Annotated in this window: 22 protein-coding genes and 1 pseudogene; 9 read left to right on the top strand and 14 right to left on the bottom strand. The window is 64.5% G+C overall.

Features of this window, described 5'->3' with window-relative positions; translation table 11 throughout:
• Positions 1-23: 23 nt before the first annotated feature.
• The 3 genes from NCG91_RS02125 to NCG91_RS02115 are packed head-to-tail and all read left to right on the top strand — an operon-like array spanning position 24 to position 1,536.
• The gene (locus tag NCG91_RS02125) at positions 24-461 is read left to right on the top strand and encodes an MbcA/ParS/Xre antitoxin family protein (protein ID WP_071076812.1); all 438 of its coding nucleotides are present in this window, start codon (positions 24-26) and stop codon (positions 459-461) included.
• 2 nt (positions 462-463) lie between these two features.
• Positions 464-1,171 (top strand): RES family NAD+ phosphorylase, encoded by a 708-nt coding sequence (locus tag NCG91_RS02120; protein ID WP_251348371.1) that lies wholly within the window; start codon positions 464-466, stop codon positions 1,169-1,171.
• Between the two features lie 44 nt (positions 1,172-1,215).
• Positions 1,216-1,536 carry a DUF2288 domain-containing protein gene (locus tag NCG91_RS02115; protein WP_251348370.1) on the top strand — a complete coding sequence of 107 codons (321 nt, stop codon included), beginning with the start codon at positions 1,216-1,218 and terminating at the stop codon, positions 1,534-1,536.
• Between the two features lie 3 nt (positions 1,537-1,539).
• Here the strand turns inward: NCG91_RS02115 and NCG91_RS02110 are convergent, their stop codons facing one another.
• From NCG91_RS02110 to NCG91_RS02090, 5 genes are all read right to left on the bottom strand, one after another.
• Positions 1,540-3,690 (bottom strand): TonB-dependent receptor plug domain-containing protein, encoded by a 2,151-nt coding sequence (locus tag NCG91_RS02110; protein ID WP_251348369.1) that lies wholly within the window; start codon positions 3,688-3,690, stop codon positions 1,540-1,542.
• 82 nt (positions 3,691-3,772) lie between these two features.
• Positions 3,773-4,495, bottom strand: coding sequence for an ABC transporter ATP-binding protein (locus NCG91_RS02105; protein WP_099667581.1), 723 nt, complete (start codon positions 4,493-4,495; stop codon positions 3,773-3,775).
• Between the two features lie 10 nt (positions 4,496-4,505).
• The gene (locus NCG91_RS02100; protein ID WP_251348368.1) at positions 4,506-6,449 is read right to left on the bottom strand and encodes a branched-chain amino acid ABC transporter ATP-binding protein/permease; all 1,944 of its coding nucleotides are present in this window, start codon (positions 6,447-6,449) and stop codon (positions 4,506-4,508) included.
• Between the two features lie 7 nt (positions 6,450-6,456).
• Complete coding sequence (locus tag NCG91_RS02095; protein WP_034782923.1) at positions 6,457-7,347, bottom strand: branched-chain amino acid ABC transporter permease; 891 nt, start codon at positions 7,345-7,347, stop codon at positions 6,457-6,459.
• An 85-nt stretch (positions 7,348-7,432) separates the two neighbouring features.
• Positions 7,433-8,590, bottom strand: coding sequence for an ABC transporter substrate-binding protein (locus NCG91_RS02090; RefSeq protein WP_046682990.1), 1,158 nt, complete (start codon positions 8,588-8,590; stop codon positions 7,433-7,435).
• 333 nt (positions 8,591-8,923) lie between these two features.
• Here NCG91_RS02090 and NCG91_RS02085 point away from each other — a divergent pair, with 333 nt between their 5' ends.
• Together NCG91_RS02085 and NCG91_RS02080 are read left to right on the top strand one after the other, a co-directional pair.
• Positions 8,924-9,811, top strand: a complete 888-nt coding sequence (locus tag NCG91_RS02085; protein WP_251348367.1) for a hypothetical protein — start codon at positions 8,924-8,926, stop codon at positions 9,809-9,811.
• A gap of 9 nt (positions 9,812-9,820) precedes the next feature.
• Positions 9,821-10,219, top strand: coding sequence for a hypothetical protein (locus NCG91_RS02080; protein ID WP_251348366.1), 399 nt, complete (start codon positions 9,821-9,823; stop codon positions 10,217-10,219).
• A 12-nt stretch (positions 10,220-10,231) separates the two neighbouring features.
• Here NCG91_RS02080 and NCG91_RS02075 read toward each other — a convergent pair whose 3' ends face one another.
• Both NCG91_RS02075 and NCG91_RS02070 read right to left on the bottom strand, forming a co-directional pair.
• Positions 10,232-10,708, bottom strand: coding sequence for a tetratricopeptide repeat protein (locus tag NCG91_RS02075; protein WP_251348365.1), 477 nt, complete (start codon positions 10,706-10,708; stop codon positions 10,232-10,234).
• Between the two features lie 8 nt (positions 10,709-10,716).
• Positions 10,717-12,750: a bifunctional 2',3'-cyclic-nucleotide 2'-phosphodiesterase/3'-nucleotidase gene (locus NCG91_RS02070; RefSeq protein ID WP_251348364.1), complete on the bottom strand. Its 2,034-nt coding sequence runs from the start codon at positions 12,748-12,750 to the stop codon at positions 10,717-10,719.
• Between NCG91_RS02070 and NCG91_RS02065 the strand changes: the two genes are divergently transcribed.
• The 4 genes and pseudogenes from NCG91_RS02065 to lysS all read left to right on the top strand — a co-directional run bounded on the left by NCG91_RS02065 (position 12,749) and on the right by lysS (position 16,303).
• Positions 12,749-13,036 (top strand): hypothetical protein, encoded by a 288-nt coding sequence (locus NCG91_RS02065; RefSeq protein WP_171984906.1) that lies wholly within the window; start codon positions 12,749-12,751, stop codon positions 13,034-13,036. The genes NCG91_RS02070 and NCG91_RS02065 overlap by 2 nt on opposite strands.
• Positions 12,953-14,057, top strand: a protein-coding gene (gene prfB / locus NCG91_RS02060) for a peptide chain release factor 2 (RefSeq protein WP_139143151.1) whose coding sequence is annotated in 2 segments (ribosomal slippage) — positions 12,953-13,033 and positions 13,035-14,057 — 1,104 coding nt in all. Because the reading frame shifts where the segments join, the coding sequence is not laid out codon by codon here. The genes NCG91_RS02065 and prfB overlap by 84 nt, the downstream gene beginning before the upstream one ends.
• A 2-nt stretch (positions 14,058-14,059) precedes the next feature.
• A pseudogene (locus NCG91_RS02055) lies at positions 14,060-14,608 on the top strand (HAD family hydrolase); the annotation flags it as partial.
• Between the two features lie 165 nt (positions 14,609-14,773).
• Positions 14,774-16,303 (top strand): lysine--tRNA ligase, encoded by a 1,530-nt coding sequence (lysS, locus tag NCG91_RS02050; protein ID WP_099667574.1) that lies wholly within the window; start codon positions 14,774-14,776, stop codon positions 16,301-16,303.
• Between the two features lie 86 nt (positions 16,304-16,389).
• Here lysS and NCG91_RS02045 read toward each other — a convergent pair whose 3' ends face one another.
• From NCG91_RS02045 to NCG91_RS02015, 7 genes are read right to left on the bottom strand one after another with little or no spacing between them, the layout of a single operon-like run.
• A complete protein-coding gene (locus NCG91_RS02045) occupies positions 16,390-17,376 on the bottom strand; it encodes a Gfo/Idh/MocA family protein (protein ID WP_251348363.1) in 987 nt (328 codons plus the stop codon).
• Between the two features lie 12 nt (positions 17,377-17,388).
• Complete coding sequence (locus tag NCG91_RS02040; RefSeq protein WP_251348362.1) at positions 17,389-18,405, bottom strand: porin; 1,017 nt, start codon at positions 18,403-18,405, stop codon at positions 17,389-17,391.
• A 27-nt stretch (positions 18,406-18,432) separates the two neighbouring features.
• Positions 18,433-19,392, bottom strand: a complete 960-nt coding sequence (locus NCG91_RS02035) for a 2-hydroxyacid dehydrogenase (protein ID WP_251348361.1) — start codon at positions 19,390-19,392, stop codon at positions 18,433-18,435.
• A 20-nt stretch (positions 19,393-19,412) separates the two neighbouring features.
• Complete coding sequence (locus tag NCG91_RS02030; RefSeq protein ID WP_285817004.1) at positions 19,413-20,387, bottom strand: sugar kinase; 975 nt, start codon at positions 20,385-20,387, stop codon at positions 19,413-19,415.
• Positions 20,384-21,130, bottom strand: coding sequence for a sugar phosphate isomerase/epimerase family protein (locus tag NCG91_RS02025; protein ID WP_251348360.1), 747 nt, complete (start codon positions 21,128-21,130; stop codon positions 20,384-20,386). Before NCG91_RS02025 ends, NCG91_RS02030 begins: the two co-directional genes overlap by 4 nt.
• Positions 21,127-21,861 (bottom strand): amino acid ABC transporter ATP-binding protein, encoded by a 735-nt coding sequence (locus NCG91_RS02020; protein WP_251348359.1) that lies wholly within the window; start codon positions 21,859-21,861, stop codon positions 21,127-21,129. Before NCG91_RS02020 ends, NCG91_RS02025 begins: the two co-directional genes overlap by 4 nt.
• Complete coding sequence (locus NCG91_RS02015) at positions 21,848-22,498, bottom strand: amino acid ABC transporter permease (RefSeq protein WP_251348358.1); 651 nt, start codon at positions 22,496-22,498, stop codon at positions 21,848-21,850. The genes NCG91_RS02020 and NCG91_RS02015 overlap by 14 nt, the downstream gene beginning before the upstream one ends.

Raw genomic sequence — 22,498 nt, 5'->3', positions numbered from 1 at the left:
AGAGTTTTAATGAAGGACATGCCATGAATCTCGCCTACGCCTACCCCAAGAGCCGCTTCGAGCCGGCCGTGCTCGTCGACCTGAATGCCAAAGCCGAGCGCGAGCGATTGTCGCAGGCGGCCTTGAAAGGGTTTTTCAAGCTGGCCGCCGCCTGGAAACTGCGCGACGACGATGCGCGCGAATTGCTGGGCGGCCTGTCCAGCAGCGCCTGGTACGAGTGGAAGAAGCACCCGGACCGCGTGCTGGAAGTGGACCGCATCACGCGCATTTCCTATTTGCTGGGCATCTACAAGGCCTTGCACATCCTGTACGGCGACAAGCTGGCCGACGAATGGGTGAGTTTGCCCAACAAGAATCCCATCTTCGGCGGCCGCACGCCCCTGTCGCAGATGCTGGCCGGCGGCTTGCTGGCCATGCAGACGGTGCGCAAGCTGCTCGACGCGCGCCGCGGAGGGCTGTGATCGTGCCTGCCGCCCCGAATGAGCACCTGCCGCCGCTGGCCGCCTTGCGCCAGATCGACACTTGCCGCCTGATTCCCTCGCGCTTCGCCGACATGGAAGACTCCGTGCTGGCGCCCCTGGCCGAGAACGACGATCACCTGCGCGAGCTGTTCGAGCTCGACAACGCGACCAACGCGCGCCTGGTGGCCGAGTACGGCGGCGCGCCAGGAATTGGCGTGGACGAGCTGGTTTTTGGCGTGCCGCACTTTCGCATCATCAACGCCGCCTACACGTATGCCCGCCCGGAAGGAGCGCGTTTCAACGATGGCGAACGGGGCGCCTGGTATTGCGCCTTCGACATGCCAACGGCGCTGGCCGAAATCATTTTCCATAAAACCGTGGAATACCAGGAAATCGACTATTTCGACGACAGCGTCAATTACCAGTCGCTGCTGGCCGATTTTTCCGCCAGTTTCCACGACTTGCGCGGCCAGCAGCGCTACCAGGCTTGCCTGGACCCGGCCAGCTACATCGCCTCGCAAGACCTGGCCGCCATCCTGCTCGAAGCCGGCTCCATGGGCGTGATCTTCCCCAGCGTGCGTCACGCCAGCGGCACCAACCTGGCCTGCTTCCGCCCTGCCCTGGTCGGCAATGTTCGCAAAGGCGCCGCCTATCGGTTAACATGGCGGGGTACGCCGACGCCGCAGGTGGAAGCCTTGCCAGGCAAATAAACCGCGCGCACCGGCACCCGACTCACCGCAACCTGATATTTCGCATGCAAACCAATCCTGAAAAAGACACCGAACTGCGCCTCAAAGTGAACAGCGAAACGGCCCGCCTGGCCTGGAGCGAGCTGGAAAAGCATTTCGCCCAGGGCAACGTCGTCTGGGTCGCCAATGAACTGGACCTGGTCGAAGTGGCCGTGCGCATCTCGCACGACGACAAGGCCACCATCACGCAATGGATGGTCGATGGCAAGGTCGCCAAGGTGTCGGACCAGCAGGCGCTGGACTGGCAGGCAGCCGATGCCGCGCTGTGGGCCGTCGTCGTCAGCCCGTTCATTCTGGTGCAGCAGGAAAAGCCCACCAAACACTGATGCCTACAGGCTGCGCTCGAGCATCAGGCGCAGCGCAACGCTGCCATCGAGGGTCGTCACGCTGTCGCTGCGGCCTGCATCATCGACCCAGGATTGCCCCTGCACCTGCTGCTGGTGCAGCAGGTTGGCGGCCGACAGGCGCACGCGCGTTTTTGCGTCCGGCTGCCACAACGCATACGCGTCGAGGGTGCGCCGCACGCCCGCATGGCTGCTGGCGTGCGCATCGAGCCGCGCCAGGCCGCCCGTCTGCACGTTCAGATTGCCGCCCATGCTCATCCCCGGCGAGCGCCGGTAATCGAGTCCCAGGTTGAGCGTGGCCGGCACCTGGCTGGCCAGGCGGTTGCCGGGACCCGGCACGGCGGCGACCCTGGACCAGTTGCGCCCCGCATTGGCGCGCACGTCGACGTCGGGCGCCTGCGCCCACCAGGTCCGCACGGGGAATTTCACGTCCAGCTCGATGCCGCGCACCGTGGCCGCGCCATTGTTAAACGGGCTGGCCGTCCAGACGCCGTCGTGCAGGAACAGGCGCTGCACGGTAACGTCGCTGATGCGCCGCGTGAATGCCGACAGGCTGGCCACGCCGCTCTTGCCAAAATAGCTTTCATACGCCGCGTCCAGCCCCCACGCCAGTTCCGGGCGCAGCTCGGGATTGCCCTGGAAATCGGGATTGTTGGCACTGTTGCCATTGTTGACGGTATAGCGGCGCGGCACCAGGTTGCGCGTGGTGGGCGCCTTGTAGGTGCGCGCCAGCGCCAGCCGCAGCTGGTCGCGCTCCTGCTGCGGCAACTTCCACAGCAGCTGCGCCACGGGACTCCAGACGCTGGCCCGCGTGCGCACTTCGCTCAAGGTGCGGCCCTCGGTCGCCGTCTGCAAGCCTTCCCAGCGCACGCCCGTATACATTTGCAGGCGCGGCGTCACGTCCCATTCATCCTGCGCATACAGGGCCAGGCGCCGCACGTCGGCCGTGTATTCTTCATCGAGCGCATACGGCGCACCGCCGGCAAGATACGTGTCGCGCTGGCGGCGCGACTCGCTGCGGCGTATCAGGCTGCCATCCCAGCCCAGGCTCAGGGCGTGGCCGCCACCGAGCCGGCCCAGGTACTTGCCGCTGCTGTTGACGCTGTCGTCGACGGCGTCGGAGACCACGCCGCGCAGCAGCAGGGGTGCGCCGGCGGCCGTCTCGCCATGGAAAAGATAATCCGTGTCGCGCCGGTTGTGGTTGACGCCCAGCCTGGCCGTCAGCTTGCCCGCCGCCAGCGCGTGCGCCCAGCTCACATCGCTGCGCGCTGAAAACACGCTGGCTTGCGAGGTGGCGCCATTGCGCGGATAGCTGGAGGCCGCCCCCAGCAAGGTCGTTTCGCGCGCCACGCCGTCAAACCCCGTGCGGTACCAGTCCAGCAGGCTTTGCCAGGTGATGGTGTCGCCCTTGTCCAGGGTCCAGTGCAGGCGCGGCGTCAGGCTGGCCTTGTTGACGGACGAAGCATTGCGCGTGCGCGTTGTACGCTGCGCCAGCAGCGTGCCGGTGGCATCTGCGCTTGTTTCAGTCATCCTTCCCGCCACGTCGTCGGCAGTGCGCTCCAGAGCGCCCGTCAGCGAGTAGGCGAAACCGGGCAGCTTGTCCGCCACGCGCAGCGACGCGGCAGGTTGCCAGCGGCCATCCTGCCGGCCCGCGCCCAGCTTCCCTTCGCGCTCGGCGCCGCTGGCGCCCTTGCGCAAGACCACGTTGATGCTGCCGGCGACGGCTTGCATACTGTATTCGGCCGTCGCGCTGCGCAAAATCTCGATGCGCTCGATCATCTCGGGTGCTATCGATTCGATGGAAAACCCTGGTGGCGCAGGGTCGCCGTTGATCAGCATCTGCGTGTAGCCGCCCCCCAGGCCCCGCATACGCACCTCGCCGCCGACGACGGAGACGCCGGGCTGGCGTTTCAACGTCGCGGCCAGGCTGCTGTCGCCATATTGGGCCAGGTCGTCGCGGCTGACGATGATCTTCGCGGCCGTGTCGTCACGCCGCTGCTGTACGCCGCTGGCGGCGGTAATTTCAACCTTTTGCAGCGGCGCATCGTCGGCGCAGGCCGCGGCGGGCAAGAGCAGGAAAAAAAGCGGGGATAAAAGCGGAGGGAAAAGCGGGGAAAACGGGCTGGCGCTGCGCATGATGCCTTTTTCTACACTGCGGGTTGGGAAGCGCAGTGTAGAGGATTTGACAATGCGCAGCAAGCGCATTGTCCAGCCATGCTCAATGCCCGCCGCCCAGGTAAGCCGCGATCACCTTCGGATCATTTTTCAGGCTTTCCGCCGGCCCGTGCACGGAAATGCTGCCGTTTTCCAGCACGTAGCCGTAATCGGCCACGTTCAGGGCGGCGGCGGCGAATTGTTCGACCAGCAGCATGGTCACGCCTTCCGCCTTCAATCGCGTGATGATGCGGAAGACTTCTTCCACCAGAATCGGCGCCAGGCCCATCGACGGCTCGTCCAGCAGGATCACTTCCGGATTCAGCATCACGGCGCGGGCCATGGCCAGCATTTGCTGCTCGCCGCCCGACAAGGTGCCGGCCAGCTGGTCGCGCCGCTCCTTCAGGCGGGGGAACAGTTCCAGCGCCTTGTCCAGGTCGCCCTTGATGTCGCCTTTCGGGCGCGCCCGCGTAAAACGGGGGAAGGCGCCCAGCAGCAGGTTGTCCGTCACCGACATCGAGGCGAACACCCTCCTGCCTTCCGGCGAATGGGCCAGTCCCGCGCGGGCGATGCGGTGCGAATCGAGCCCCGTGACATCCTTGCCGCCCAGGGTGACAGTGCCGGATTTCGGTTTGAGCATGCCGGAAATGGCGCGCATGGTGGTGGTCTTGCCGGCCCCGTTCGAACCGATCAGGGTCACCAGCTTGCCCTTCGGGACGTCGAGCGAAATGCCGTGCAAGACTTCGACTTTGCCGTAGGCGGCGTGCAGATTGTTAATGGTCAGCATGGTCTTCCTCTCAGTGCGCCGCTGGCGCCAGGGTTTCGGCGCTGCCGCCCAGGTAGGCTTCGATCACTTTCGGGTCGCTCTGGACAAGCGCGGGCACGCCTTCGGCGATCTTCTGGCCGAAGTCCAGCACCGTCACCACGTCCGACAGGGCCATCACCACGTCCATGTGATGCTCGATCAGGATGATGGTGATGCCGTGCTCGCGGATCTTGCGGATGATGGCCATCAGTTCCTTGATGTCGGGCGCCGTCAGGCCCGCCGCCGGCTCATCGAGCAGCAGCAGGCGCGGGTTCAGGCCCAGCGCGCGGCCGATTTCCAGCAGCCGCTGCTTGCCATACGGCAGATTGCGCGCCTCTTCGTTGGCCAGGTCGGCCAGGCCGACGAATTCGAGGATGCTGGCGGCCCGCTCGCGCGCCGCCTTCTCTTCGCGCTTGTAGCGGGGCGTATGCAGCATCACGTCCAGCACGTTCGACTTGAACGTGTTGTGCAAGCCCACCAGCACGTTTTCCGTCGCCGTCATCTCGCCGAACAGCTGCACGTTCTGGAAGGTGCGCGCCACGCCGCCCAGCGCGATTTCGGACGGCGTGCGGCCGGAGATCACCATGCCGGCAAATTCCACCCTGCCCGCCGTCGGCTTGTAGATCCCAGTCAGCACGTTCATCATCGTGCTCTTGCCCGAGCCGTTCGGCCCGATCAAGCCGTGCACGGAACCTTGCGTGACGTTCAAGTCCACCTGGTTCAGCGCTTTCAGGCCGCCGAACTGCATCAGGGCCTGGTCCACGCGCAGCAGGGTCGCGCCCTGCTGCCCGCCCTGCGCGTGGTCAAACGGCGCCACGCCGTGCGAAGCGACGGCTTCCACATGGCGCCGGCCCTTGCCGATAAAGCTCATCAGGAAGCCGACGATGCCGTCCTGCAGGTAGTACACGACAAATAAGGTCATCAGGCCGAAGATGGTCAGGCGCCAGTCGACCATGTTTTCCAGCTTGTACGAATACGCGGCCAGGCCGATGGTCGCCACCAGGGGCACGAGCACGCCGCGCACGGTGGAGCGCTTCTTCGCCAGCATGATGATGGAACCGATCACGCCCAGCACGGCGGCGCCGACGGCGATCTTGCGGAACAATTCGATATCCGACAGCAGGCTGGGCAGCATGACGACGATCAGCGCGCCGATCAGGGCGCCGGAACGCGTCTTGCGCCCGCCCATGATGACGGCCAGCAAGAACAATATCGTCAGCTCGAAGTTGTAGGTATTGGGCGAGATGTACTCTTCCGAATACGCATACAGGCTGCCGGCCAGGCCCGCGAAACCGGCGCTGATGACGAAGGCATACACCTTGTAGCGGTACACGGATACACCCATGCAGTCCGAGGCGATGGGGCTGTCGCGCAAGGCTTCGAACGCCCGGCCCAAGTTCGATTTCAGAATGCGGTGCACCACCACCAGCGAGATCACCAGCAGCGCGGCGACCATGTAGTAATACTCGACCTCGGAAAGCTTGTGGCCGAACAGGACGGGCTTGTGGATCTTGATGCCCATCGGCCCTTCCGTCAGGAAGCTCATTTCATTGATCAGGATTTGCACGATGGTGCCGAAGGCCAGGGTCACCATCGCCAGGTAGGGCCCCGTCACGCGCAGGGCCGGCAAGGCCAGGATGGCGCCGAAGACGGCCGCGCCCAGGATGCTGGCGGGGATGGCCAGCCAGAACGGCGCGCCCAGCTTGAACACCAGCACGCCCGTGGCGTACGAGCCGATGCCGAACAGGCCCGCATGGCCCAGCGACACCTGCCCCGTGTAGCCGACGACGATATCGAGGCCGAACAGCAGGATGGCATAGATCAAGATGGTCTCGGCCAGGTGGATGTAATATGGGTTCGGAATGACGATGGGGAACAACGCGAGCACGGCCAGTCCCGCCGCGCTCAACGCCAGCATGGTGATTTTCTTGTTCATGTCGTCCTCAGACTTTCTTGATCGCGGCTTTGCCGAACAGGCCGGACGGCTTGATGGCCAGCACCAGCAGCAGGAGCAGCAGGCCAGGCACTTCCTTGTAGCCGGTGGAGATGTAGTAGCCGGTGGTCGTCTCGGCGATGCCCAGGATCAGCCCGCCGACGATGGCGCCCACGCCCGAGGTCAGGCCGCCGATGATGGCCACGGCAAACGCTTTCAAGCCCAGCGAAGCGCCCATGGTCGCGCCCGTCAGGGTCAGCGGCGCCACCAGCACGCCCGCGAAGGCGGCCGTGGCCGACGACAGCGCGTAGGAAAACGTGATGACCATGCCCGTGTTGATGCCCATCAAACCGGCCGCGTCGCGGTCGTTGGCCGTCGCCACGACGGCCTTGCCATAGATCGATTTGCGGTTGAAGACTTCCACGGCCAGCATGATGGCCAGCGCGCCGACGATGACGGCCACCTGCATCTGCTGCACGTTGGCGCCGAATACCTGGAACGGCGCGGCCGACAGCGGCGACGGGAACATCAGGTCATCCTTGCCCCAGATGTTTTCCGCCACGTTCTTGAAAATGATGGCAAGCGCGATGGTCGACATGATCCAGCCGAATTCGGACTTGATCTTGATGGCCGGCCGCACACCTATCCATTCGACGAACACGCCCTGCAAGGCGCCGAAGACGATGACGATGGGGATCATCAGCAGATAGCTCATGTACGGCCCGCCATGGATGGTGCCCACCAGGGAGAGGCCCACGAGCGCGCCCAGCATCAGGGATTCGCCCTGGCCGAAATTGAGGGTGCCGGAAGTGGCAAAGGTCAGCTGGTAGCCGAAAGCGATGACGGCATAGATCATGCCCAGCGCGATGCCGCTGAAGACGAGCTGCAGGAAGATTTCCATGGTATTCCCCGGAAGACGAAAGATGAAAAAATGGCCAGTCCTGATTCCTCAAGGCTGGCCACTGCGCGGCGACTGTCCGCCAGGCTTATTTCGCGAGGACGACCTTGCCGTCCTTGACTTCGCCAAACACGGTCAGGTCGGCCGTGATCGCTTCATGGTTGGTCTTGCTGAACGGTTTGTTGTAGGTGGTGACGGCGCCTTCCACCTTCTCGTTCAGGTTTTCCAGCGCGGCGCGTACTTTCGGGCCGTCCGTGCCGCCCGCCTGCGTGATGGCCGCGGCCAGCAGGTAGATGGAATCGTAGCCTTGCGCAGCCGACACGGCCGACGGCATGCGTCCGCCCGATGGCTTGTAGGCGGCCACGTAGGCGTCGATGAAGGCCTTGCGTTTCGGCGTGCTGGCATCCTGGATGAAGGTTTGCGGCATGCGCGTACCGTTGCCGTTCTTGCCCGCGTTGTCGATGAAGTTACCCATGGCCAGGGTCCAGCTGCCGATCAGCGGCACTTTCCAGCCCAGTTTTTCCATGCCGTTGGCGATCTGCGCCAGTTCCGGGCCGATGCCGTAGGTCAGCACGACTTCCGCCCCTGCCTGCTTGGCTTTCAGCAGCTGGGCCGTCATGTCGACGTCCTTGATGTTGTATTTTTCCACGACGACGGGCTTGATACCCTTCTTGTCGAGCGCCTTTTCCAGGTCTTCGCGGCCCAGCTGGCCATAGTTGGTGGAGTCGGCCAGGATCGCCACTTTCTTGAACTTGCGGTTTTCGATCGCCTCGTGCACGATCATGCCGGACTGGATGGTGTCATTGGCGGCATTGCGGAAGATGTAGTTTTCCGGCTGGTCGGCGAATTGCTTGGTGACGATGGAGCCCGTCGCCACATTGTTCATGACGGGAATCTTCGCTTCCTGGTAAAAGCGCTGCGAAGCGAGGGCCACGCCCGTGTTGATGTAGCCGACGGTGGCGGCGACCTTTTCCTTGTTGATCAGCTCCTGGGCGATCTGCACGCCGCGTTCGTTCTTCGCTTCATCATCGCGCTCGATGAGCAGCAGGGAACGGCCCAGCACGCCGCCCTTGGCATTGATTTCAGCGACGGCCAGCTTGACGCCGTCGCGCATCGACACGCCCATCGGCGCGGAACCGCCCGTAAACGGTCCGGACACGCCGATCTTGATGGGGTCGGCTGCGACTGCCGCCTGCGAGAAACCCAAAACCAAACTTGCCACGAGCAATTTCTGTTTCAAATTCATTGTCATCTCCTCTGATACAACGTTTTTAATGCCACTTATTTTTATAGTCGTACGCTGGATAACCGCCCCATCGATAAATCATTGTAGGTGAGTAAACATGCACCAGCAACAACTACATATGACGCGTCGCAACATGCGGAAAAGCCGCAATTGCAGCCCTGTTGTCAGTCTTTTGTAAGGAAAATATGGCGCAAATTGACACAGGTGCTACACCATGACACACGATGCATATGTCTGATCTGCGTCAAAAGTATGGCGATGCAATGGTGATATGGTCATTGAACCAGGGTCAACCGGCCATGGCGGCAATCCCTTCCCTACCATGGAGACCCTATGCGCCAGCCCATGACAAGCATCTGCGCCTGCCTGCTGATCGCCGGCATGAGTAGCGCCTGCAAGAACTTCACGCCGGTCGACAAGTTCGCGGGACAGACGGTGGCGATAACGGAAGTATTCAAACCCATGCTGACGCACTCCATGAGCAGTTGCACCAATAATGTACGGCGCAACAGCATCATCACCGACCGCCCCTACGTTGCGCAGGAAACGGAACAGGACCTGCTCCGGCGCTGCAAGGACTATGCGGCGCAATTGGCGGGCACAGCCGAACTGAACGATGTATTGAAACGCTACGCGGAAGTACTTGCCGCGCTGGCCAACGACAAGCTGGCGAACTACAAGGAGGAGATCGGCGCCCTTGGCGGTTCGCTGGGCGCCTTGCAGCAGTCCGGCGGCACGGCGCCGGTGCTCGACGCCGACCAGCTGGACAAAGTCACGCGCCTGAGCGCACTGATCAGCCAGATTGTCACGCAGCAAAGACAGCAGTCGGGAATCAACGAATTGCTGGCGCGCGAAGACGATATTTATATCATCAGCAATGCGCTGAAAAAATATGCGCAGCAAAACTACCAGGCCAATCTGCACGACGAGAGCCTGACGCTGGCATCCCTGAATCGCTCGCTCGACAACGCTGCCGCCAGGGAACCCGTGACCAGCAACTATCTGAAGGCCAAGCTCTACCTTGACGGGCGGCAATTGCAGGAGCGTGGCAAGGTCATCGAGGCCTATCTTGCCGCCATGACGGAATTGCAAAACAGTCTCAGCACCTTGCGCGCCAAGTCCATGCAAGACCCGGCATTGGAGCGTCAACTGGACACTTTTGCCAAGCAAGTCGATACCCTGCAAAAACAGGCCGCCAATTATTCACCATCCCCCTGGTAGGAGTCGGACATGGGCAACGTTATCGCACTCGATGAAAAACAAACGACGGAAATCGCCGACAAGCTGGCACAGGCCTCGAACCAGGTACTGGAGCTGCGCATCGCGCTGACCGACCGCACGCCGCCGACGCCGTCAGCCGTGCTGCATGATCTCAAGCAATATGAAAGCCACCTGGATCAGATGGTGTCCTTTTTCCGCGCCCACGGCATCTACCTGATCAACCAGAGTGCGCAGCAGGCATTGGCCAATGTGAACACGGCCATCGACCAAGGCAGGAAAACCGTGGCCGACATCGGGCACACGCACGCGGCCATCAAGGCAGCGGCAGGCCTGCTGGACCTGGCCGCCGCCCTGCTGTCGCGCAACCCGCTGGCCATTGCCGAGGCTGCAAATAGCCTGCGAACCTGACCTGGCGGACAATCACGGCTCTGCGGCCCTGTGCCCCATCGCATGCGTGGCCATTTTCAGGTACAGGTTCGCCTGTTCCTCGCTGTGCGCATAGCCCATGCGCCCTTCGGCCAGGGCGACGGATTTCTGCTGCAGCGCTTCCGGGTATTCCAGGTCGCAGGCGGCATCCAGCCAGTGACGCGCCCGTGTTTCATCGGCGTCCTGCAGCATGTTTGCCACGATGAACATGGCGGGCGCCACGCCGCGTTGCGCGGCCAGTTCCAGCCAGCGCAACGCGGCGGCGCTGTCCTGCGGCCCACCCATGCCGTTCTTGTGCATCAAGCCCAGGTAATACGCTGCAGGACCGCCGCCCTGCCCCGCCGCGTGCTCGAACAGGGCGCGCGCCTGCGGCTGGGTCGCCTCGCCCGCACGCATCAAGACCTTGGCCTGGGCCGTGACATCCGGCCCTGCCGATGCCAGCGGCGATACGGCCAGGGCGATGGCAAACACCCATGCCTTCATTTCGACAGGTCGAGCTGATACAGCGCAAAGCCCTTGCCGGCACCGTCATCAAGCTTCAACTGCGTGACGTTGTCGATGCCGGCCGCTTTCGCCAGCTCGATCACGTTCGGCGCGGAATGGAAGACCACGGGGCCTTTGGTGGCAACCCTGGAGAAGCGCCAGCTGCGCGCCGAGCCGTTTTTCGCGCGCGTCAGGTTTTTCTGCTGCGTGACGTAGGCGATCAGCAGCTCGCGGTTGTTGTCGGGCGAGGCCACCACCGTCTTGCTGCCGTCGAGGCCGGGGAAATTGCCGCCGCCGCTGGCGCGGTAGTTATTTGTCGCGATGAGGAATTCCTGGCCCGCGTCCACCGGCTTGCCCTTGAACGTCAGGCCCTGGATGCGACGGCCCGGCGGCTGCGTGACGTCGATCTGGTAGCGCACGTCGGCGCTCGTGAGCGTGTCGAAGTTGTAGCTCGGATGGGCCGTGTTGACCAGTTCCTGCAGCTCGGTCTTGTTGACATCGATGGTATTGAAGCGCCGCGCCGACTGCTCCAGCCAGGCCTTCAATTCGACGCCGTTCATCTTCACGCCATACAGCGCGTTCGGATACAGATACAGGTCGGCCGCATTGTTCAGCGCCACGTTGCCCGCCTTGACGTCCGTGTAGTCGGATACGCCCGCCGAGCCGCTCTTGAACGGGGACGACATCGACAGCACGGGCAGATTGGCATATTGCGGCAGGTTCGCCTTCACGTAGGCGGCCAGGTAGCCCGATTGCGCCTGGTTCACCACTTCGATGGCGCTGACGTCGCCCACGTCGGCGAAATACGTCGACATGCGGAAATCCGTGGCGCCGACCGGCGTCTGCACGTAGGCGATCGTCGCTGCGTGCTCCTCGGCCACCAGTTCGGCGATGGCTGCGTCGGGCGCCACATAACTCTTGTCCGCATTCTGGATGCCGCGCGCTTCCACCGTCGTGGCGCTCTTGTCGACCACCCACTGCTTGCCGTCGTGGCGCAGGCGCAAACCGATCACGCCCAGGTGCTTGCCCCACAAATTGGCCATCACGGTGGGCACGCCATTGACCAGCCCTTTGACCTTGTCGACGCCGGGCAAATTAAACTGCGGCACCGTACTGGCCGCGTTCGGGAACAGCTGGTGCGAGTGGCCGATCAGCATGGCGTCCACGCCCGGCACTTGCGACAGGTAGTAATTACCGTTTTCCATGGTCGGCGAGTACGGACTGTCATCGAGGCCGCCATGCGAAATGGCCACCACCAGCTCGGCGCCCCTGGCGCGCATCTCGGGGATGAATTTTTCCGCTGTCTCGCGCACGCCCTGCGTGTAGACGCGGCCTTCCAGCCAGCGCTTGTCCCAGGCCATGATGGTGGGCGGCGCAAAGCTGATGATGCCCACCTTCACGGTGCTCGTCACCGGTTTGCCATCGGGGCCGGTCGCCGTGATCTGCTTGTCGATGATGTGATATGGCGCAAACAGGGGCTGACCCGTCTTGACGCTGTAGACGTTGGCCAGCACTTGCGGGAATGCGGGACCGGCGCAGCGCGGTTTGCTGGCGTCGACGCTGTCGACGTCGAAGCGGTTGCCCGTCACCTGGCTCAAAAACGCCAGGCCGTAGTTGAATTCGTGGTTGCCGATGCCGCCGCCGTCCACTTTCAGCAAATTCATGGCCTTGTAGATGGCCAGGGTCTGGTCGCAAGCCAGCGGTTTCACGAGGGCCTGGTAGTCGGCCAGGGCCGTGCCCTGGATGGTGTCGCCGTTATCGAGCAAGAGATTGTTCGGGAACTGCGCGCGCGCCTGGGCGATCAAGGCCGCCGTGCGTTCCAGGCCGATCGACGGTTCCGCCTGCAGCTTGTAGTAATCATAACTAAGCACATTCGCGTGCAAGTCCGTCGTCTCCAGCAGGGCCAGGGTGGCGCTGCTGCCGGCCGGCGCGGCCGATGGCGGCCGGGCGGGTCCCGTGGCGGCGGGCGGCAAGGCGCCGCAGCCGGCCAGCAGCAGCGGTAACAGGGCGAGACGGGGAAGTTGAAGCATGATGTATTCCTGTGGAAAGACAATATCGCCAGCATCATACGCAGCACGGCAGCCCCTATCAAGGCAAAAATATTGTCGTAAATACAGCAAAATCGTCATTTTATTGCCCCGTGCGGCAGCAATTGCGCCGCGGCGGCAGCGGAAACGCGCCGCGCTCGCGTATAATTCAGGGTTTGATTTCACCATAGAAGACCAGAACATTATGGAAGCCGAACGCATCAATATCATCTCCGCCCTGCTCAACGACCTGACGGTCCGCGAAGCCGAACTTCGGAGGTATCTTTGACTTCACTGTCAAGTCGGAGAAACTAGAGCAAGTCAACGAAGAGCTGGAAGATCCAACCGTCTGGAACGATCCCAAGCGCGCCCAGGACCTCGGTAAAGAGAAGAAGGCGCTGGAAGCAATCGTCTTCACGCTCGCCAAGGCCGATGCCGACCTGCGCGATACCCGCGACCTGTTCGACATGGCCCGCGAAGAAGGCGACGACGAGACCCTGGAAGCGATCGAGCAGGACGTGCAGGAAATCCGCAAGGTCATCGAGAGCATGGAATTCCGCCGGATGTTCAACAATCCGATGGACCCGAACAACTGCTTCATCGACATCCAGGCCGGCGCCGGCGGTACGGAAGCCCAGGACTGGGCCTCGATGCTGCTGCGCCAGTACCTGCGCTATTGCGAACGCAAGGGCTTCAAGGTCGAAATCCTGGAGCAGTCCGACGGCGAGGTCGCCGGCATCAAGACGGCCACCCTGAAGGTCGAGGGCGATCACGCCTACGGCTTCCTGCGCACGGAAACGGGCGTGCACCGCCTGGTGCGCAAGTCGCCATTCGACTCGGCCAACGGCCGCCACACCTCGTTTACGTCGCTGTTCGTGTACCCGGAAGTCGACGATTCGATCGAAATCGACGTCAACCCGGCCGATATCCGCGTCGATACCTACCGCGCGTCGGGCGCCGGCGGTCAGCACATCAACAAGACCGACTCCGCCGTCCGCATGACCCATGCGCCGACCGGCATCGTGGTGCAGTGCCAGAACGACCGTTCGCAGCACCGCAACCGCGCCGAAGCGATGGAAATGCTGAAAGCGAAGCTGTACGAGCATGAACTGCGCAAGCGCATGAGCGAGCAGCAAAAGCTGGAAGACTCGAAGACGGACGTGGGCTGGGGTCACCAGATCCGCTCCTACGTGCTGGACCAGTCCCGCATCAAGGACTTGCGTACCGGTTTCGAGACGGGCAATACCAAGGGCGTGCTCGATGGCGACATCGACGACTTCATCTCCGCCTCGCTCAAGCAAGGCGTATAAGGATGAACGCATCCGCTCCGGCGCAGCGCGCCTTCCTGTTCGACATGGATGGCACGATCGTCGACAACATGGCCTTCCACACGACGTCGTGGCTGGCGTTCTTTGAACGCCACGGCCATGCGCTGGACGCGGACGCCTTCTTCCGCGACACGGCGGGACGGCAGGGACACGAAATCATCGCCAAGTACCTGGGCGCGGATGCCGACCATGTCACCCTGCTGGCGGAAAAGGAAGTCGTCTACCGCGAACTGTATGGCCCGCACCTGGCCACGGTGCTTGGCTTCGACCGCCTGATCGCCAGCGCGCGCCAGGCTGGCGTCGGGCTGGTGGTGGGCACGGCCGCGCCGGACGAGAACATCGCGTTCACGCTCGATGGCCTGGACCTGCGCCACCGCTTCGACGCCATCGTCGGCGCCGCCGACGTGGAACGGGGCAAGCCGCACCCGGACGTTTTCCTGAAAGGCGCGCTGCTGGCCGGCGCGCTGCCGCAAGACTGCATCGTCTTCGAAGACGCGCCCCTGGGCGTGGAAGCGGCGCGCCGCGCCGGCATGCGCGTCGTGGTGCTTACCACCACCCTGCCGGCCGAGGCGTTTGCCGCCTTCGACAACATCATTGCCATCGTGCCGGATTTCTCCGCACTCGACGTCGACGCACTGTTTGCCAGCGTGGCGCCAGCGCTGGCGCCACATCATCAATCATCACCAACGAAGAACACCATGACTACGGATATCCAAGAACAAGCCGCCGCCCCCGATGAAAACAAGATCATCGCCGAGCGCCGCGTCAAGCTGGCAGCACTGCGCGAACAAGGCGTCGCCTTCCCGAACGATTTCCGCCCCGAGCACAAGGCGGCCGACCTGCACGCGCAATACGGCGGCAAGACGCGCGAAGAGCTGGAAGCCGAACCTGTCACCGTGGTGCTGGCTGGCCGCATGATGCTCAAGCGCGAAGCGGGCAAGAAAGCCGCTTTCGCCACCCTGCAAGACGCCTCCGGCCCGAAAGCCGACGGCCGCATCCAGATCTACGCCACCTTGGACCTGACCGGCGAAGCGGCCATGGCCGCCCTGCACCACTATGACCTGGGCGATATCCTGGGCGTGACGGGCACGCTGTTCAAGACCAAGACGGACGAACTGACCATCAAGGTCACGGAACTGCGCCTGATCACCAAGTCGCTGCGCCCGCTGCCGGACAAATTCCACGGCCTGGCCGACCAGGAAACGAAGTACCGCCAGCGCTACGTCGACCTGATCATGAACGAAGAGACGCGCCGCACCTTCAAGGCGCGCACCGCCGCCATCTCGTCGATCCGCCGCTTCATGGAAAAGAACGAGTTCATGGAAGTGGAAACGCCGATGCTGCACACGATCCCGGGCGGCGCCGCGGCAAAACCGTTCATCACGCACCACAATGCGCTGGACATGCAGATGTTCCTGCGCATCGCGCCCGAGTTGTACCTGAAACGCCTGGTCGTGGGCGGCTTCGACCGCGTGTTCGAGATCAACCGCAACTTCCGCAACGAAGGCGTGTCGATCCGTCACAACCCTGAATTCACGATGATGGAATTCTACGCGGCCTACACCGACTACAAATGGCTGATGGACTTCACGGAAGCCGTCATCCGCCAGGCCGCCATCGACGCGCACGGCACCGCTACCCTGACCTACGGCGGCCGCGAACTGGATCTGGCAAAACCGTTCCACCGCCTGACCATCGTCGAAGCGATCAACAAGTATGCTCCAGGCTACACCGCCGAGCAGTTGAACGATGCCGAATTCATCAAGGAAGAGCTGAAAAAATTCGGCGTCAAGCCGTTCGCCACGGCCGGCCTGGGCGCGCTGCAACTGGCGCTGTTCGAAGAAACGGCTGAAGCGCAGCTGTGGGAACCGACCTATATCATCGACTACCCGGTCGAAGTGTCGCCACTGGCGCGCGCTTCCGACACGGTGGCCGGCATCACGGAGCGCTTCGAGCTGTTCATGGTGGGCCGCGAAATCGCCAACGGCTTCTCCGAGTTGAACGACGCGGAAGACCAGTCGGCCCGCTTCCTGGCGCAAGTGGCCGCCAAGGACGCCGGCGATGAAGAGGCGATGTTCTACGACGCCGACTACATCCGCGCGCTGGAATACGGCATGCCGCCAGCCGGCGGCTGCGGCATCGGCATCGACCGCCTGATGATGATCATCACGGATTCGCCGAACATCCGCGACGTCCTGCTGTTCCCGCATTTGCGCCGCGAAGAGTAATCACGGACGCAAGCCGATAAAAAGCCGCCTGGTCTCGCGATCAGGCGGCTTTTTTACGTCTGCCGCAGGCCGTCAGGCGTCCAGGGTCACGCGCTGGTGGCTGCGGCTGGCCTGCTGTGCCGCCAATGCGGTGGCCAGCCGCGCATGCCGTCGTCGCCGGTGGCGGCCGGCTGCCCTTCGCCGCGCATGGCGCGCTGGAAGGCGCGCACCGAGCGCACGTACAGGTTTTCATGCCCGACGGGGATGTCGACCTTGCCGCTGTCGCGCGTCAGGGTAATGCTGCCGACGGGGCGCTGCGTCATCACGCCGGTGGCGAAGATGGTGCCCTTGGTACCGATGATTTCGACGCCGGACAGCGAATGCGGCGCGTTGAACGCGTCGTGCACCTGCACCAGGGTGCCGTTGTCGAACTCGATGACGGCCATCAGGCCCTCTTCCAGCCCGGCCACCGTCATGCCGCCGCTGGTGGCGCAGGCAGTGACGTGGCGCGGCTCCGCATCGAGCAGGAAGCGCAGGGTGTCGACGTCGTGCACGAACATGTCGAGCGTGACGCCGCCCGATTCCGGCGCGTCCAGGCGCCAGCCGCGCAGGTGCTGCGGCAGGTTATTCGCGTGCAGCACGCGGCAATACAGGGGCTGGCCGATCTCGCCGGCGCGTATCAGCTCGCGCACCTTGCCATGGCTGGCGGCGTTGCGCAGGTGGTGGTTAATCCCCAGCACCACGCCCGCCTCGGCGCAGCCGTCGACCATGCGGCGGGCGTCGTCCAGGTTCAGCGCCAGCGGCTTTTCGCACAGCACGTGCTTGCCGGCGCGCGCCGCCTGCAAGGTCTGCGCCATATGCCATTCGTTGGTGGTGCTGATGTACACGGCGTCCGCGCCCGGATGCGCCAGTGCCGCATCGAGGTCCGTATAGCTGGCGGCGATGCCGAACTGCTCGGCAAAGGCGGCGCCGCGCGCGGCGTCCCGACTGACCACGGCCAGCACTTCCGCGTCGCCCTGCTGGCGGATCGCGTCGACCATCCATTCGCGCGCCACGGTGCTGGCGCCGACCAGTATCCATCCGATTTTCTTCATTCGATTCTCCCGTTAAAAAGTGTGGCGCAGGCCGAGGTTCCAGGCCTGGTTGCCGGTGCCGTTGTCGGTGGCGTTGCCCACCACGTAGGCGGCGCCGTTGCGGTTGTCGATATGCGCGTAAGCCGCGTACAAGGTGCTGCGCTTCGACAGCGCGTAGGTGTAGCCGATGCCGACCTGGGAAGCGTCGCCGTTGGCGGCGCGCCGGTCGTCGCGCCGCACGTACGAGAACAGGACGCGGTGCGGGCCAAAAGGCACGGTGGCGCCCAGCATCAGGTCCGCGCTGTCGACCGTGGTGGCCGCACCCGCCGTGCTCTTGCTGACGGCGACGGCGCCATGCGCCTTGACCACGCCGAAGTCCCAGGTGGCGCCCAGCACCGTGTTGCGCGCCCTGCCCGCCACCAGCGCGCTTGACAGGGTGTTGGCATCCTGGTGCGCCAGGCGCACATACAGCGGCCCGCTGGCATAAGTGGCCGCCGCGCCCGTGTAGCGCCTGGCCGCCGCGTCGCCGGGCACTTCGCCGAAACCGTACGCCAGTTCGCCGGAAAGGCCGCCGCGCACGGGCGAGCTGTAGGTGATGCTGTTGTCGACGCGGCTGATGTAGCCGGCCGTGAAGACGTTGCTCATCCTGCCCGCAAAACCCAGGTAGAACGGGTCCAGCGCCCCCAGGCTGCTGTCGATGAACGTGTACTGGCGGCCCAGGCGCAGCGTGCCCGCCGCGCCGCCCAGGCCGACGAAGGCCTGGCGCCCGAACAACAGGCCGCCCTGGGCCGAGGCGCCCGTGTCGGCCAGGATGCCCGCATCCATCGTAAACAGCGCCGTCATGCCGCCGCCCAGGTCTTCGCTACCCTTGAAACCCAGCCGCGAGCCATTGGCGATGCCGCTCGTCAGCTTGAGCACCCTGCCGCCGGCGCCGCCGCTCTCGGACACCACGCCCATGTCCATGATGCCGTACACGGCCACGTTCGACTGCGCGCAGCACAAGCCGCTGCCGGCGCCGATGATCATTGCCCCTACTACCTTCTTCTTCATCTCTTTTCCTGTCTGTGGATACAGTGCTTAGCTCACCAGGTGGCGCGGACGCTCGCCGCGCAGGCCTGCCAGCAGGTTGTCCACGGCCTGCTGCGCCATGGCATAGCGCGTTTCGTGCGTGGCCGAGCCGATGTGCGGTAGCGCCACCACGTTCGCCATGCGCGGCAGCGGATTGTCCGGCGCCAGCGGTTCGCGCTCGAACACGTCGAGACCGGCGCCGTGGATGGTGCCCTGCTGCAGCGCCTCGATCAGCGCCGCCTCGTCGACGATGCGCCCGCGCGAACCGTTGATGAAGATGGCGCCGGGGCGCATCAGCGCGAACTCGCGCCGGCCCATCATGCGTTCCGTCTGCGCCGTCAGCGGCAGCACCACGCAGACGAAATCGGACCCTGCCAGCAAGTCGTCGAGCGCCACCTGGCGCGCGCCCAGCGCCGCCTCCACCTCGGGCACGGCTTCGCCGTTCACGTACAGCACCTGCATGCCGAAGCCCAGCGCGGCGCGGCGGGCGACGGCGCGGCCGATGCGGCCCATGCCCAGCATGCCGATGGTCTTGCCATGCACGTTGACGCCATACTGGCTTTCGCCCACGCTGCGCGTCCAGCGTCCCGCCTTGACGAATTCGGCCAATTCGACGACGCGCCGCGCGCTGGCGAGGATCAGCGCGAAGATCGTGTCGGCCGTCGTTTCCGTCAGCACGTCCGGCGTATTGGCCAGCAAGATGCCCCGTTCGCGCAGGTAATCGACGTCGAACTGGTCGACGCCCACCGAAATGGTGGAAATGATGCGCAGCCCTTCCGCCGGGTCCAGCAATTCGCGGTCCAGGCGCACGCTGGCGCCCAGCAAGCCGTGCGCGCCGCGGATGGCGGCGGCGAAGGCGGCGCGGTTGCCCGCATCGATCGCCTCGAAATACGTCACCTCGCATTCGGCGCGCAGGCGCGCCAGCAGCGGTTCGGCCAGCTTTTTATACACAACCACATGTTTTTTCACGATTATTTCCCCTGTTCGGTTCAAGATGGGACCAGCGCGTCGAGCTGGGCGCGGGTCGGCAAGCCTTCCATGTCGCCGGCCACCTGGATGGCGAAGGCGCCGACCCGGTTGCCGCGCCCTACCGCCTGCGCCAGCGGCAAGCCTTCCAGCAAGGCGCTGACCAGGCCGGCCGCGAAGCCGTCGCCGGCGCCCACCGTGTCGACCACGTTGGCCACACGCTCGCCCGGCACCATGCCGCTGTCGCCCTCGGCCGTGCGGTAATAGGCGCCGTCGGCGCCCAGCTTGACGACCACCAGCCGCGCGCCCCGCCGCAGGTAAAAGCCGGCGACGTCGTGCGGCAGGTCGTGGCCGGTGAGGATTTTTCCCTCCCCCAGGCCGGGCAGCACCCAGTCCGCCTTGGCGGCCAGGCGGTTGATCTGTTCGACCATCACGGCTTGCGACGGCCACAGCGAGGGCCGCAGGTTCGGGTCGAACGATACGCTCCGGCCGTTGGCGCGCATGAAGTCGAGCGCCTGGCCGGCGAACGCCAGGCTGGTCTCGGACAGCGCGGCGGCCACGCCCGTGGCGTGCAGGTGGCGCGCGGACAGGAAATAGGCGGGGTCGAAGTGCTCGGGCGCCAGCCGGCCGGCGGCGGAACCCTTGCGGAAGTATTCGACCAGCGGATCGGCGCCATTCTCGGCCTTCTCCTTGAGCAGGAAGGCGCTGGACTGGCCGGCGACGGTGACGACCCGGCTGCAATCGACGCCCTCAGCCTGCACGCTGGCGCGGATGAAGCGGCCGAAGGAATCGTCGCCCACCCGGCTCAGCCAGCCGACCCGCAAGCCCAGGCGCGCAAGGCCGATGGCGACATTCGTCTCGGCGCCGGCCAGGCGGCGCGTGAAATGCGCCACGGCCGCCAAGTCGCCCGTTTCCTCGGCAACGAACATCGCCATCGCCTCGCCATAGGTGACGACGTCAAGCGCGTGCGCCCCTTGATTCGATTCCTGCGCCATCATGCGGCCTCCAGCATCTGAATGTAGCGGCCCGTTTCGGCCACCAGGTCGGCGCCCTCGAGCGGGAATTCGATGGCCCGCGGCACGCCCGGCGCAAAATGCGCGAAGACGGCGCGCCAGGCCGGATCGGCGTCGGAAACGGCGCAGGCGGACAGCCTTCCGCCGTCGTCAAGGACAGCCTTGCAATGCACATAGCGCACGTACGGCGCCAGCAGGCGCGCCGCCTGCTGCGCATCCTCGCCCACCCAGCGCCAGTTGCCGATGTCGAAGGTCAGCCCCACCGGCAGCCCCGCTTCGTCCGCCGCCGCCAGGAAGCGCGCCATCGTCGCCAGCTTGCCGCCGTGGGCCGTCTGGTCGTTTTCCACCAGCAGCGCCACGGGCGCGGCCGCCAGTTGGGCGTGCAAGGCCGCCAGCTCCGGCGCGGCCGGGTAATGACCGAGCGACACCTTCAGGTAGCGCGCGCCCAGCCGCGCCGCCTCGTCCAGCATCTGCTGCAGCAGCGCGTGCTGCGGCAAGCCGTCCGCACCCCACAATTCGATGGGCGTGGAATACACGCAGTACAGGCCGCGCGCGGCCACCGCCGCGCCCATGCGCGCCAGGTCCGGCAAGTCGGAAGTAAACAATTCGCGGCGGATCTCGATGCCGGCGCCGCCCGCATCGGCCACCACGTCGATGAACTGGCTTTGCCCCAGCTGCCTTACCCTGCTTGCGCCGTAGGCCGACGCGGCCACCAGGACGGGGCTCACTTGATCGCTCCCGCACCGACGAACTGGCGCGCTTCGGGCGTTTGCGGGTTGCTGAAAAAGGCTTCCGACGGCCCGCTCTCCCACACCAATCCCTGGTGCATGAAGACGGTCACGTCGGCCATGCGCCGCGCGAACTCCATCTCGTGCGTCACCAGCACCATCGTCATGCCCGCCTGCGCCAGCTCTTCCATCACCTTCAGCACTTCCTGCGTCAATTCCGGATCGAGCGCCGACGTCACTTCGTCGAACAGCATCACCTGCGGCTCCATCGCCAGCGAGCGGGCGATCGCCACGCGCTGCTGCTGGCCGCCCGACAGCTGCTCGGGATAGGCCTCGCGCTTGTGGTCCAGGCCCACCTGCTTGAGCACGCGCAGCGCCGTGGCGCGGCCCTGGGCGTCGGGCATCTTCTTGACGATGCTCGGCGCCAGCATGACGTTTTCTTCCACAGTCAGGTGGGGGAACAGGTTGTAGCTCTGGAAGACCATGCCGACATCCTTGCGCAAGTCGAGCAGATGTTCCTGGCGCGCCGTCAGCGTGTGGCCGGCCACGACGATGCTGCCGCTGTCGATGGTTTCCAGGCCATTGATACAGCGCAACATGGTGCTCTTGCCGGAGCCGCTGCGGCCGATCACGGCGATCACCTGGCCCCGCTCGACGGCGAACGACACGCCCTTGAGCACGTGGTTGGCGCCGAAGCTCTTGCTGATATGGTCGATTTCAACGATGGGCATGGAATTTCCTTTCCAGTGAATGGCTGTAGCGCGACAGCGGATAGCACAGCGCGAAATAGATCAGGGCGACGATGGGGAAGACGATGAAAGGCAGGAAGGTCGCATTGCTGACCAGTTGCCCTGCCCGCGTCAGTTCCACCACGCCGATGATCGAGGTGATCGAGGTGTTCTTGATGATCTGCACCATGAAGCCCACCGTGGGCGGCAGCGAATGGCGCAGCGCCTGCGGCAGGATGACGTAGCGCAGCTGCTGGTAGCGGTTCAGCGCCAGCGCGGCGGACGCCTCCCACTGCTGCCGCTGCACGCCTTCGATGCAGCCGCGCCAGATCTCGCCCAGGTAGGCGCTGGCAAAGATCGTCATCGCCGCGCCGGCCGCGATGACCGGCGACAGCTTGTAGCCGAACAGGGCCAGCCCGTAATAGGTCAAAAACAGCACGATCAGCACGGGCGTGCCCTGGATCAGCTGGATGTACAGGGCGCTGATGCAGCGCAGGAATCGGCTGCGCGCCGTGCGCAGCAGCGCCACCGCGAAGCCGGCGATGCCGCCCGTGATAAAGACGATCAGCGACAGGCCGATGGTCCAGCGCGTGGCCTCGAGCAGGAATTGCAGGTTATCCCAGGAAAAGTCACTGATCAT

This window comes from Janthinobacterium kumbetense (genome assembly GCF_023703445.1).
Classification (GTDB): Bacteria; Pseudomonadota; Gammaproteobacteria; order Burkholderiales; family Burkholderiaceae_D; genus Janthinobacterium; species Janthinobacterium kumbetense.
This window is presented reverse-complemented; position numbering and strand designations above follow the sequence as displayed.